Below are 13,825 nucleotides of genomic sequence, written 5' to 3'. Positions count from 1 at the left end.
TCCGCTTCACATAGCGTGTTTCTTCATGTTTTTCCATTAGGATACTTTTTGTGTATCGCTATTTCAGGACGGGACATGCGTTATAAATAAAATACAGCATAATTGAAAAGTTTTTTTCATCGCAGATAATTAAAAATACACTCTGATAAAAGGCATAAAGGCACTGCCGTAAATGTTGTTTTTGTCAGTCAAAACATTATATCGCCCACCAATAGTGGCGTTTCCAGATCTGTAACCAAGGCCGATGAATAAGCCTGTATTCCAGTAGTTTTGAGAATCGCTATTGGATTCATCCAGATTTACGTTGACTCTTAACTGTTCCAGTTCCGCCGAAAGTTGTATTTCAGGGATTGGATTAAATAATCCTATAACACTACCGCCATACAAATGAGAAGCAAAAAAATCGCGTTGCTTCAAATATTTATACTGCACCCCAAGTCCCAAAGCCACATATTCATTAAAATTATAAATGGCACTTGGCGCTAACGAAATGTCCGTATAGCCGGAACCAAAGCCTAAACCCAGTCCACCGCCAAATTGTACATTTCTCCAAAACTGGTTTGGCATAATGGTATACATTGTATTTTGTTGTGCAAACAGAGCACTTGCAAAAAACAAGGCAATAAGTGCTAAAAACGATTTGGTAACCTCAAAAAGGCGCTTTTTTGCCATAAGTTTCTAGATTTTTAACAATTTAAGATGTAAAAGTATCTTAAAATAAATTATAAATTTATTGTATTATTGTACTTTTGCCAAACTATTTTAATCAAAAAGGTATATTCACTAAATATTATGGATAGGTTTTCATTTTTAAACGCAGCACATACAGAATTTTTCGCTCAATTATACGATCAATATATAGAAAATCCAGACAGCGTTGAGCCTAGTTGGAGAAGTTTCTTTCAAGGTTTTGACTTTGGGATGAGTTCTTACGGCGAGGATCATAAAGTCGAGCAAATTGCAAATTTTGCGGCTAATAATACAGATATTAGCTTGGTTTCTGACAAGCTTCAAAAGGAGTTTAACGTATTAAAATTAATAGACGGATACCGCTCTCGCGGCCATTTGTTTACTAAAACAAATCCGGTTCGAGAAAGACGAGTATCATCACCAACTCTAGAAATCACAAATTTTGGACTTTCATCAGCAGATTTAAATACTGTTTTTGATGCAGCCAAGGTTATGGAAATACAGCCTTGTACGCTTCAGGAAATCATAACGCATCTTGATACAATATACTGCCAGCACATCGGGGTGGAATATATGTACATCCGTAAACCGGAAGTAGTGGAGTGGATTCAGAAAAAATTAGGCTACAATGACAATCAGCCTAAATTTTCATTGGATGAAAAAAAATCCATTCTTAATAAATTAAACCAAGCCGTTTCTTTTGAGAATTTTTTGCACACTAAATATGTAGGTCAAAAACGCTTTTCTCTAGAAGGTGGGGAATCAATTATTCCTGCATTAGATGCTTTAATCGAGAAAGCAGCTGAAAAAGGAGTTGAGCAATTTGTTATGGGAATGGCACATCGTGGTCGTTTGAATGTGTTGGCAAATATTTTTGGCAAATCGACCCAAGACATCTTTGGAGAGTTTGACGGTAAAGATTACGATCAAGAATATTTTGACGGCGATGTAAAATACCATTTAGGACTTACAGCGGATAAAGTGACCAGTACCGGTAAAAAAATTAATATAAATTTAGCTCCTAATCCGTCGCACCTTGAAACAGTAGGGGCAGTAATCGAAGGAATCACAAGAGCCAAACAAGACAAATATTTTCCTAACGATTTCTCTAAAGTGTTGCCAATCGCCGTTCATGGAGATGCTGCAATTGCGGGCCAGGGAATTTTGTATGAAATTGTGCAAATGGCACAATTGGATGGTTATAAAACAGGAGGAACTATACATATTGTTATCAATAATCAAGTCGGTTTTACAACCAATTATCTGGATGCTCGTTCCTCTACCTATTGTACTGATGTTGCTAAAGTTACCCTTTCGCCCGTTTTGCATGTCAATGCAGATGATGCTGAAGCTGTAGTTCACGCGATGTCATTTGCATTGGATTTCAGAATGGAATTTGGTAGGGATGTGTTTATTGATTTATTAGGATATAGAAAATATGGACATAATGAAGGTGATGAGCCTCGTTTTACCCAACCCGTATTGTACAAAATCATTGCAAAGCATAAAAATCCAAGAGACATCTACATGGAGAAATTGCTTGCCGAAGGAGTTGTTGACAGTACTTTTGTAAAAGGATTAGAAAAAGAATATAAATCAAATCTAGAGGTGAATTTAGAAGCCTCCCGTAAAAAAGATTTGACTATTATAACACCATTCATGAAAAACGAATGGAAAGGTTTTGAGCAGGTTTCGGATGTTGAAATGCTCAAAAAAGTAGATACTACTTTTCCAGTAGTAGAACTTACGGAGGTTGCAAATGTAATTTGTAATTTACCTGCAGACAAAAAATTTATCAGCAAAATACAAAAACTTGTCAACGATAGAAAAACAATGTTTTTTGAAACAAACAAGCTGGATTGGGCCATGGCAGAGCACTTAGCCTATGGGTCACTTTTAAAAGAAGGATATGATGTTCGTATTTCGGGGCAAGATGTAGAGCGAGGCACGTTCTCTCACCGTCATGCCGTTGTAAAAGTCGAGGATTCGGAAGAAGAAGTGACTTTGTTGAGTACTTTAGGGGGGGCAACAGGGAAATTCAATATATTCAATTCGCTGTTGTCTGAATATGCTGTTTTAGGGTTTGATTATGGGTACGCTTTAGCCAACCCAAATACATTAACCATCTGGGAAGCACAGTTTGGTGATTTTAGTAACGGTGCCCAAATTATAATCGATCAGTACATTTCTTGTGGCGAAGATAAATGGAACAATCAAAACGGAATTGTTTTATTGTTGCCGCACGGATACGAAGGACAAGGAGCGGAGCATTCATCAGCCAGAATGGAGCGGTACTTACAACTTTGTGCCAGACACAATATGTATGTGGCAGATTGTACTACACCAGCCAACTTCTTTCACTTATTGAGAAGACAAATGAAAACGACTTTCCGTAAGCCGCTTGTTGTGTTTACGCCTAAAAGTTTGTTGCGCGATACAAGGGTAGTATCTACCGTTGAAGAATTCGCAACAGGAAGTTTTCAAGAAACATTTGATGATGAAACAGTGAATAAAGCGCATGTGAAAACGCTGGTTTTCTGTACCGGAAAATTCTATTATGACATTACTGCCGAAAGAGAAATTCTGGACAGAAATGATGTAGCCGTAGTTAGAGTCGAACAATTGTTCCCATTACCAGTAGAACAATTAAAAGCCATTATCGCTAAATATCCCAATGCAGATGATTATGTTTGGGCACAAGAAGAACCAAAAAACATGGGTGCTTACAGCTTTATGCTAATGAATTTTGATTTAGTAAAATGGAGATTGGCTTCTCTAAAAGCGTATGCGGCTCCGGCCTCAGGAAGTTATACAAGAGCAAAACGCCGACAGTCAGACGCATTGCGTATGGTTTTTGATAAAAATTTATTTAGAGAATAAAGAGCTATTTCCTGCTGTACGCTATATCTTTTCCTAGCTAAAGAAGCTAGAAAAAGGATGTCGCTGCCATCAGGGCTAAAAAAACAGTTGATATAATAAACATAGGTTGTTCGATAACAATTTAAAACTTAAAATTCATAATTTAAAATAATAGAACATGATTTTAGAAATGAAAGTCCCATCACCAGGGGAATCTATAAAGGAAGTTGAAATCGCAACTTGGTTGGTAAAAGACGGAGATTATGTAGAGAAAGACCAAGCCATTGCTGAGGTTGATTCTGATAAAGCAACATTAGAATTGCCAGCAGAAGCCAGCGGAATCATTACTTTGAAAGCGGAAGAAGGAGATGCAGTTGCAGTAGGAGCAGTAGTTTGTCACATTGATACGGACGGAGCAAAACCAGCAGACGATGCGCCCGTTGCTGAAGCAACAAAAACAGTTGAAGCGCCAAAAGTGGAAACTAAAACAGAAGCACCAAAAGCCGCTCCAGTAGCAGCAGCAACAACTTACGCTTCAGGAACTCCATCTCCGGCAGCACGAAAAATATTAGACGAAAAAAATATAGCAACAAACTCAGTAACAGGAACTGGAAAAGACGGAAGAATCACTAAAGATGATGCCGTACAGGCAGTGCCTTCAATGGGGACGCCTACTGGTGGGTCTCGTGGATCCGAACGTTCAAAATTATCAATGTTGCGTCGTAAAGTGGCAGAACGATTAGTGGCTGCTAAAAACGAAACAGCCATGTTAACTACTTTTAATGAAGTAAACATGACGCCAATCAACTTGATTCGGAATGAATACAAAGACGCATTCAAAGCAAAACATGGCGGAATTGGTTTAGGGTACATGTCTTTTTTTACTAAAGCAGTCACAAGAGCATTAAAATTATTTCCAGATGTAAACTCAATGATGGATGGGGATCATAAGATCGCTTTCGATTTTTGCGACATTTCTATTGCCGTTTCAGGACCAAAAGGATTAATGGTTCCAGTAGTTCGTAATGCGGAGAATTTGACTTTCCGAGGAGTTGAAGCCGACATTAAAAGATTAGCCCTTAAAGCGCGTGACGGACAAATCACAGTAGATGATATGACAGGTGGAACCTTCACGATTACTAATGGTGGTGTTTTTGGAAGTATGTTGAGTACGCCAATCATCAATCCGCCACAGTCAGGAATTCTTGGAATGCACAACATTATCGAGCGCCCAATTGCCGTAAACGGAAAAGTAGAAATTCACCCAATGATGTATGTGGCGTTGTCTTATGACCACAGAATTATTGATGGTCGTGAGTCTGTTGGTTTCTTGGTGGCCGTAAAAGAAGCCTTAGAAAACCCAATGGAATTATTGTTAGAGAACAATCCTAAAAAAGCATTAGAATTGTGATACGAATACTTTGACCAATGGATAGAGAAATAAAAATCCCGCCTTGTTGTAAAAACAAGGCGGGATTTTTATTTTAAATATGTATTTATTTATGTTTTTTTTTACGATTATTCTTTTTTATTTTAAAATAAATTGTGTTCTACTTAAATTAAGTGTTATTTGAATAGATATTTGCCATAACATTACCACAACATTTTAAAATTAAAGAATGTCAAAGCTTTTTTCTAACTGCATATAAAATAATGTTAAGTTCTAGTAATAGTAGTATTTACTACTGTTTTTAATTCTGTAATTTATTTCTATCGCTGTATAGTTTTTACACACTTCTTATTTTAAGCCACAACACGATACATTCCTAAATTTGAGAATAACTAATACCTCAAAATTATGAAGAACTTTACTTTATTTATTTTCCTGTTGTTTTTTGCAATAGGTTATTCACAAAATGCACCAATAACCTTTGAGACCGGAGAATTTGGTTCAACTTGGTCATTGAAAACTTTTGAAAACGGATCCGGAGCGGGATATTCCAAAGTCTCCAATCCATTCCCGAGCGGAATCAACACTACAGCAACGGTAGGAAAATTTATAGCAGGAACGACCGCTTCAGGTGCGGCGCCTTATGCAGGATTTGAAACCGCGCATGCATCTGGTGTAAATGGGATTGGAACCTTTACCCTGAGTTCTTCTAATAGTATCATCAAAATATTGGTGTACAAGAGTGTCATCAGTGATGTAGCAATCAAATTTGCAATAGCAAATGGTGGTGCACAGCAAGAAATTAAAGTACCCAACACTAAGATCAACGAGTGGGAGGAATTGACTTTTGATTTTTCAGGGAAAATAGGATTGTTTGAAACGATTAATATTGACCAAATTATATTCTTTTTGGATTTTAATGCACGGACTTCGGAAACGACCAGCTATTTTGATAATGTTAGATTTTCAGCAAAACCAGCCGCTACGGTTCCTACTGTTGCCGCACCAACGCCTACTTTAGCGTCGACAGATGTTATCTCGTTATTTAGTAACGCTTACACGAATGTGCCAGTGGATAATTGGAGAGCAGATTGGGGACAATCTGGAAATGTTTTGTCAGACATTCAAATCGCTGGGAATGATACTAAAAAATATACTGACTTAAGTTATTTTGGAGTTATTACTGAAGCTAATAAAATTAATGCTTCGGCAATGCTTAATTTTCATATTGATGTTTGGACACCAAATGTGACTACATTCAAAATTAAAATAGTCGATTTTGGTGCTGATGGTGTGTATCAAGGCGGAGATGATAAAGAGTTTGAAATTACCCGCACCTTAGCTTTAAGTGGCTGGAACGGTCTAGAAATTCCGCTTTCGGATTTTACGGGTTTGACTACTAAAGCTCATATTGCGCAGTTTGTTTTCTCAGGCTCTGCAGGAACAATCTATATCGACAATGTGTATTTTAATAAGGTTGCTATTGTAGCAGCTCCGGCAGCCGCTCCTTATGCGCCCGTTACTTTTGAAACAGGCGAGTTTGGGTCCACTTGGACTTTGACTTCTTTTGATAATCCATCAGGAGGTTCAACAGCTTCCTTATTAGCTTCAAATCCCAACAAAACAGGAATTAATGCCTCAAATACCGCTGTTAAATTTACCGCTTTGGTTGCTGGTGCTTGGTATACCGGTTTTGAGACGGCTCATGCATCTGGCACGAACGGGATTGGAACATTTACATTGAATGAAACCAACAGCACGATTAAAATGATGGTGTATAAAGATGTAATTAGCAAAGTAGGAATCAAACTGGCACGTCCAGACGGCGGATCTTCCGGCGAAATTACGGTTACCAATACTAAAATAAACGAGTGGGAAGAGTTGATATTCAACTTTTCCGGAAAAATAGGAGAGGGTGTTTCTACCGGAATTGATCAGCTTATTATTTTTCCCGACTACATTCCTAGCGGGACAACAAGAAGTGCTGATCACGTGTCATATCTGGATAATATTTCGTTTTCTGCAAAAATAGCTACGCCAGTAGCTGCAACAGCGCCAACTGTTGCTGCGCCAGCGCCGCTGGCAAGAGTTGCCGCTGACGTGAAATCTATTTTTAGTGATGCGTATGCTGTTTATAAAGCAGGCGATTGGTCTAAAGCTTGGGGCCAATCTACGGATGTTACGGAGGAACTTATTGCAACCAATAACACAAAAAAATTAAGTAATTTTAATTACCAAGGAATTACTTTGCCAGCAACAGAGGTTTTTGATCTTTCTGATATGACAAAAATGCATGTGGATTTATGGTCCGCAAGTGCAACTTCTGTAAAGATTAATCTAATTAATCAAGGCCCTGTAGAAGCGGGTGTAACATTCACAATCGCAGCAGGATGGAATAGTTTTGATGTGGTCTTGAATGCTGCTAATTTTCCGGGGATAAACTTCAGTACTGTTTTTCAAATGAGTATGGCGTCTGCTCCTGCTGGAACAACGGTTTATCTGGATAATTTTTACTTCTATAAATCAACGGTGGTCGTAGCGCCAACGGAACCTACTGTTGCAGCTCCCACACCTACAACGGCTGCAGCTAATGTTATTTCCATGTTCAGTAATGCCTATACGAATGTTCCGGTTACTACCTGGAGAACGGACTGGTCAGCAGGGAGTACTTTAACAAATATGCAAATTGCCGGTAATGACACTAAAAAATATACGAATTTGAGTTATTTTGGGGTGGATGTTACGGGAACCATAAATGCAACGCAAATGCTTTATTTTCGTATCGATGTGTGGACGCCGGATTTAACCGCTTTCAAAGTTAAATTAGTTGATTTTGGTGCAAACGGTGTGTATCAAGGAGGCGACGATGTAGAATTTGAAGTTACTCGTACGCCAACATTGTCAGGTTGGAACAGTTATGACATCCCTTTGTCAGAGTTTTCAGGTTTGACAACCAAGGGTCATATTGCTCAATTAGTGATGTCAGGAGCACCAGCAGGAACCGTTTATATTGACAATGTGTATTTTAGTAAAACAATTTCTACGCTGGGGATTGCTAATTTTGAAACATCACAAGTCCGTATGTATCCCAATCCGGCGACTAATTATTTGACAATTGAAGCCAATAGTACAATTGAAAATGTGACTGTTTATAACATCTTAGGTCAGGAAGTTTTAGTGAGAAGCCCAAAAAGCAATTCCACAACGATTCAAACGAGTGATCTTCAAAAAGGGGTTTATATTGTTAAAATGGCAGTTGACGGTAAAGTGAGTACCGCCAAAATGATTAAAAATTAAATAAGTTGGGTTTGTAGTAAGAGCAGAGCGCATCGGGTTTGTGGTGCGCTCTTTCTTTTTGGATGTTATCAAAGGGGAGTTCTATTTTAATAAATACAAATAATGATTGTAATAATCCACAATCGCTTTGCCTTTCATCAAGATATCAGCGCCAATAATTCCATGAACCGGTTGTGCCTTGTGCTGCACTAAAGCTTCGTTTACATGCGATAAATCAAAAATAACGAGTTCAAAATTAGAATCTTTCCAGGAGCCAAGCTGCAACTTGTTTTTCAAAGCGAGTTGGGTATGCATTCCGGTTGCTCCTGCTCCAGAGGCTTTTGTCTTTGATTTTTTGGCTTCCAATAGAAATAAATCGACACTTTCAAACCCTACGCAACTATTTGAGGCTCCTGTGTCCAGAATAAAATTACCCAGTACACCATTGATTTTTGCTTTTATCAAAACATGTTTTGTTGTGGTAATTTTAAATTTCACTTTTTTATAATTTTCTTTTTTAAGAATATTGAGCAGGTTTTTCATCTAGGCAGAATTTATTTTCAGAATTATAGTGTCCCTTTTACAAAGATACAAGTTGTTGTATGCAGTTTTGGAATCTTTTTTCTGTCGCAATCTTTGTTAAACCATTTTTTTGACTAGTTTAATTCTTGTAATTTTGTATTCTTAAAAGACGACACTTGGGAACAAAAACAATAATTACAGATACGCATACTCATTTATATTCAGAAGAATTCGATCAAGATCGGGACGAAATGATGAAGCGCGCCATTGAAGCGGGGGTTTCACGATTTTTTATTCCGGCAATCGATTCGACGTGCACGGAATCTATGTATACTTTAGAGAAAAAGTATCCTGAAAACGTATTCTTGATGATGGGATTGCATCCCACGTATGTGAAAGAGAATTATCTGGAAGAATTACAGCATGTGAAAAACGAATTGACCAAAAGAAAATTCTACGCTGTTGGTGAAATTGGGATCGATTTGTATTGGGATAAAACCCATTTGCCTCAGCAACAAATTGCTTTCAAAAAGCAGATTCAATTGGCTAAAGAATACAGCTTACCTATTGTGATTCATTGTCGGGATGCATTTGATGAAATTTTCGAAATTCTGGAGCAAGAAAAATCGGATGATTTATTTGGTATTTTTCATTGTTTTTCTGGAACGTATGAACAAGCTTTAAGGGCAATTTCGTATAATATGAAACTTGGAATAGGTGGGGTTGTTACTTTCAAAAATGGAAAAATTGATCAATTTTTGAAACAGATCGATATAAAGTATCTTGTTTTAGAAACAGATTCCCCATATTTAGCCCCAATTCCTTTTCGAGGAAAAAGGAATGAAAGTAGTTACATCGTCAGCATAGTTGATAAGCTAGCCCAGATTTATGGCCTTTCAACACATGAAATAGCAATGCGAACCACCGAGAATTCTAAAGCTATTTTTGGGATTTAAAGTGGAATTCACTTTATTTTGACTTTTTTTTTGTTCATTTGCCCACACAAATATAGAAAAATCAACAATGCAGAAATTTGACGCTATTCGGCCATTTTATGATTCCGAAATAAACGAAGCACTTCAAGATGTGATTAATCACCCAATGATGAAAGCATTGATGAGCTTTACTTTTCCGGGTGTTGCTGACGAAGTTTGGAAAGGACAACTCAGGAAAACGCATTCCATTCGGGATTTTCAATGTAATTTTATATACCAATCGGTTCAAAGAATACTAGAGAAAAGTTCCGAAGGAATGACCACTTCCGGTTTTGAAAAGTTAAAGAAAAACACTTCTTATTTGTTTGTCTCAAATCATCGGGACATCCTTTTGGATACTACGTTATTAAACACAGCTTTATTTGAACATGGGTTAGTGATGACAGCCTCAGCGATTGGGGATAATTTAGTAAAAAAATCGTTTCTGAATACCTTGGCAAAACTAAACCGTAATTTTTTAGTACAACGGGGATTGACTCCAAGAGAAATGCTGCAGAGTTCAAAACTATTGTCGGAATATATAGGGAATTTATTGCTTCATGAAAACCGTTCTGTATGGATAGCACAGCGAGAAGGAAGAACGAAAGACGGCAAGGATGAGACCAATCCGGGTGTTTTGAAAATGGTGGGTATGGGGTCGGATGAAAAGAATTTAATGGATTATTTCAAGAAAATTAAAATTGTACCCGTTTCTATTTCGTACGAGTATGATCCTACTGATGCTCTGAAAATGCCACAATTGATGGCTGAAGCCAATAATGAGGTGTATGTCAAGGAAAAGAATGAAGATTTCATGACGATTCTTAGTGGTGCTCTAGGGCAAAAGAAGAGAATACACATTCATGTTGGGAAAGTTTTAGATATTGAAATTGATGCCATTATTACAGAAAACGAGAACTCAAATAAGCAAATAGTAGCTTTGGCACAAGTAATTGACAATGCCATATTGAGTAATTACAAATTATGGCCAACGAATTTTATTGCTTTTGATATTGTAAATAAAACTAATAGATATTCCCATTTGTATACTGAAAATGAAAAATCATTGTTCGAGCGCAGACTGGAAATGCGAATTGATCATGACAATCCAGTGGCTCTTGAAAGTTTTTTGGCGATGTATGCAAATCCAGTTGTGAATAAATTAAAATACCACGATGTTGTATAAAGCCAAAATACTTTTAATATATACCGGAGGAACCATTGGTATGCGAAAAGATTTTGAAACAGGAGCCCTCAAGGCATTCAATTTTAGTAAATTGTTACAGCGAATTCCAGAATTGAAACAATTGGATTGTGAGATCGAAACTGTTTCTTTTGAAAATCCTATAGATTCCTCGAACATGAATCCTGAAAAATGGGCAAAAATGGCTATAATTATTGCAGATAATTATACTTCATTTGATGGATTTGTTGTGCTTCATGGATCCGATACTATGTCGTATTCTGCTTCAGCGCTGAGTTTTATGCTTGAGAATTTGGCAAAACCAGTCGTTTTTACAGGTTCCCAACTGCCTATTGGGGATTTGCGTACCGACGCTAAAGAAAACCTGATTACAGCCATTCAAATAGCGTCTCTGCAAAATAATAATCAGCCTGTTATCAGTGAAGTGTGTCTTTATTTTGAATACAAATTATACCGAGGCAATAGAACTACAAAGATTAATGCAGAACATTTTAAAGCATTTACGTCTCCAAATTATCCGGAATTGGTGGAGTCTGGGGTGCATTTAAAGTTGAATCCTGAATTGTTTTTGCCTAAAAAAGGAACGGAGGAATTCAAAGTGCATAAAAATTTAGACAATAATGTTGCCATTATAAAGATGTTTCCTGGAATCAGTGAAGCAGTTTTATCGGCTATTTTAAATATTCCGAATCTTAAAGGTGTTGTTTTAGAAACCTACGGAGCTGGGAATGCACCTACAGAGGATTGGTTTTTAAACCTCTTGAAAAAAGCGATTGCCGGCGGGTTACATATTGTTAACGTTACCCAATGTTCTGGCGGGAGTGTCAGTATGGGGCAATACGAAACCAGTACCGGACTGAAAGAAATTGGTGTGATTTCCGGAAAAGACATCACCACCGAGGCGGGAATCACAAAATTGATGTATTTATTGAGCAAAAAAATAGCCCCAAAAGACTTCAAAACTATTTTTGAAACTTCTTTACGAGGAGAAATGACATAATATTCAGATTTTACTTTTCTAACTCGTTTTTTTTCGTGTTCTTTGCAGCCGTAATAAAATAGAGAGGTGGCCGAGTGGCTGAAGGCGCACGCTTGGAAAGCGTGTATATGGCAACATATCGAGGGTTCGAATCCCTTCCTCTCTGCGATGAAATAATGCTTCCTAAAAGGGGAGCATTTTTTGTTTTAGGGCGTGGTCAATTTTTTAGTTTGTCAAGAGAGTAAACAAAAAAAAATCAGCAGGCAATACCAGTATTAATTTTTTGTGAGCCGTCCTTCCTTTAGGTCAACAAGGGTAGTTCAGTCCTTTCTGTCAAATAGAATTCCGTGGCTGCAAAAACTTAGAGCGTTTTTATCTTTAAAGGTCTTAAAAAGGATTATTTGTGGTTGTTATTTATCACAAAACGATCAAAAGGGTATATTTGTATCGTTTTAATGAGAATTGGAAGCCAAGGGTGTTTGATAGAATCATTGAGCGATTTAAAACCAAAAAATTATGCGAATTTTTCTTAGTTGTTTTCTGCTGCTAATGGTTGCTACTGTTTTTTCTCAGGAAAATACACCATCACAAGATACTCTAATTATGAAAGTGGATTCCTTGTATCGTGAGGATCAGTTCTATTTTGGGATCACTTACAATATATTGACGGACGGCCCTTCGGGGTTGTCACAAAGCAAATTTTCGTCGGGTTTGTCAGGTGGTTTTTTGCGGGATATGCCTTTAAATAAAAAGAGAACCGTTGCAATAGCTTCCGGTATTGGATTTACATATAATAATTACAATCAAAACATAGCCATTTCTGCAACAGACGGTATGCCAGTTTATGCCCTGATTGATGCCAATAGGGATTATAATAAAAATAAGTTTTCCCTACTTTCAGTTGATGTTCCTGTTGAGTTTAGATGGCGAACCTCTACTTATGAAAGCCATAAATTTTGGCGCATTTATACAGGAATAAAGTTTAGTTATTTGCTCTACGACAAGTCCGTTTTTGATAGTGCTCAAGGCAAAGTGGTGGTTACAGGAAATAAAAATTTTAATAAATTACAATACGGGGCTTATGTCTCTGCAGGATACAATACAATTAATTTGTATGCCTATTATGGTTTAAATTCAATATTCAAATCGGCAAAAATAGAAGACAAGTCAATTACCATGAAAGCATTAAATATTGGCATAGTATTTTATATTTTATAGCCATAAAACCAATAGAAGCAATTGTGGAATAATTCCCAGAACAAAACCTAAAAGAAGTTCTTTAATGGTATGCGCTTTCATTTCCAGTCTGGAAGTCGCGACCACGCCATTCAACAGTAGTAGTAATGCAATGGTAAAAATGTTTTGAATATGAAGGTGCAGGCTTAATCCAATGATAAATACGGTCAAAGAGCTGATGGCTATCATGTGCAGGCTTGCTTTTATCTGCAAAAACAATAGGATTAGAGCTAATAATGAACTCATGAGTCCCCCCAATAAAAAAAAATGCAACTCTGGATAGGAATCAATAGTGATACTTTTTCGAACTAATAAGATGATCAAGAAACAATGAAGTATTAAGGGTATTTTACGCTGGGATATTTTAGAAACCATTATGGAATCTATATTTCCTGTAGCGCGTAAGAGAAAAAAGGCCAAAACAGGAATTAACACCGTCACAATCAACACCTGAAAAAAAATGAATATCTTTTCTTGACTCACAAAATCAGATCTATTAAAAAAAAGGAAGAACAATGTTGCCATTGCCGGAATGAATATCGGATGGAAAATATAAGAGAAAAGGGGAAGGGTTTTTTTCAATAGTTTTGATTTTGTATCAAACAAATATAGGTAATCTGTCAAAATTAGTAAAGCATATCAAAAGAGTTTCTTGTTTTTAATAAACGAAATTGCTTATAATTATCGTATATCTG

10 protein-coding genes and 1 tRNA gene are annotated in these 13,825 nt (G+C 37.0%); 8 read left to right on the top strand and 3 right to left on the bottom strand.

The genetic code is table 11. The features are described 5' to 3' along the window. Positions 1-129 precede the first annotated feature (129 nt). Positions 130-672 (bottom strand): hypothetical protein, encoded by a 543-nt coding sequence (locus tag EKM00_RS13660; RefSeq protein ID WP_126516548.1) that lies wholly within the window; start codon positions 670-672, stop codon positions 130-132. 120 nt (positions 673-792) lie between these two features. Here EKM00_RS13660 and EKM00_RS13655 point away from each other — a divergent pair, with 120 nt between their 5' ends. From EKM00_RS13655 to EKM00_RS13645, 3 genes are all read left to right on the top strand, one after another. After that, positions 793-3,570, top strand: a complete 2,778-nt coding sequence (locus tag EKM00_RS13655) for a 2-oxoglutarate dehydrogenase E1 component (RefSeq protein ID WP_126456145.1) — start codon at positions 793-795, stop codon at positions 3,568-3,570. 157 nt (positions 3,571-3,727) lie between these two features. Continuing rightward, positions 3,728-4,960, top strand: coding sequence for a 2-oxoglutarate dehydrogenase complex dihydrolipoyllysine-residue succinyltransferase (gene odhB / locus EKM00_RS13650; RefSeq protein ID WP_126456142.1), 1,233 nt, complete (start codon positions 3,728-3,730; stop codon positions 4,958-4,960). A 387-nt stretch (positions 4,961-5,347) separates the two neighbouring features. Continuing rightward, on the top strand, positions 5,348-8,236 hold the full coding sequence (locus EKM00_RS13645) for a T9SS type A sorting domain-containing protein (protein WP_126516547.1): 2,889 nt from the start codon (positions 5,348-5,350) through the stop codon (positions 8,234-8,236). A gap of 81 nt (positions 8,237-8,317) precedes the next feature. Here the strand turns inward: EKM00_RS13645 and EKM00_RS13640 are convergent, their stop codons facing one another. After that, on the bottom strand, positions 8,318-8,758 hold the full coding sequence (locus EKM00_RS13640; protein WP_126454365.1) for a retropepsin-like aspartic protease: 441 nt from the start codon (positions 8,756-8,758) through the stop codon (positions 8,318-8,320). A gap of 155 nt (positions 8,759-8,913) precedes the next feature. On the opposite strand from EKM00_RS13640, the gene EKM00_RS13635 reads away from it, so the two are divergent. From EKM00_RS13635 to EKM00_RS13615, 5 genes are all read left to right on the top strand, one after another. Next, positions 8,914-9,693 (top strand): TatD family hydrolase, encoded by a 780-nt coding sequence (locus EKM00_RS13635; RefSeq protein WP_126516546.1) that lies wholly within the window; start codon positions 8,914-8,916, stop codon positions 9,691-9,693. Between the two features lie 67 nt (positions 9,694-9,760). Continuing rightward, positions 9,761-10,897, top strand: coding sequence for a 1-acyl-sn-glycerol-3-phosphate acyltransferase (locus EKM00_RS13630; protein WP_126454361.1), 1,137 nt, complete (start codon positions 9,761-9,763; stop codon positions 10,895-10,897). Continuing rightward, on the top strand, positions 10,887-11,915 hold the full coding sequence (locus tag EKM00_RS13625) for an asparaginase (protein ID WP_126516545.1): 1,029 nt from the start codon (positions 10,887-10,889) through the stop codon (positions 11,913-11,915). The genes EKM00_RS13630 and EKM00_RS13625 overlap by 11 nt, the downstream gene beginning before the upstream one ends. A 60-nt stretch (positions 11,916-11,975) precedes the next feature. Then, positions 11,976-12,060, top strand: a tRNA-Ser gene (locus EKM00_RS13620). A gap of 350 nt (positions 12,061-12,410) precedes the next feature. Then, positions 12,411-13,112, top strand: a complete 702-nt coding sequence (locus EKM00_RS13615) for a porin family protein (RefSeq protein WP_126516544.1) — start codon at positions 12,411-12,413, stop codon at positions 13,110-13,112. On the opposite strand, the gene EKM00_RS13610 is transcribed toward EKM00_RS13615, so the two are convergent. Continuing rightward, on the bottom strand, positions 13,107-13,712 hold the full coding sequence (locus EKM00_RS13610) for a hypothetical protein (protein ID WP_126516543.1): 606 nt from the start codon (positions 13,710-13,712) through the stop codon (positions 13,107-13,109). The genes EKM00_RS13615 and EKM00_RS13610 overlap by 6 nt on opposite strands. Positions 13,713-13,825 lie beyond the last annotated feature (113 nt).

Origin of the sequence: Flavobacterium sp. RSP15 (assembly GCF_003968755.1) — a bacterium.
Taxonomy (GTDB): Bacteria; Bacteroidota; Bacteroidia; order Flavobacteriales; family Flavobacteriaceae; genus Flavobacterium.
This window is presented reverse-complemented; position numbering and strand designations above follow the sequence as displayed.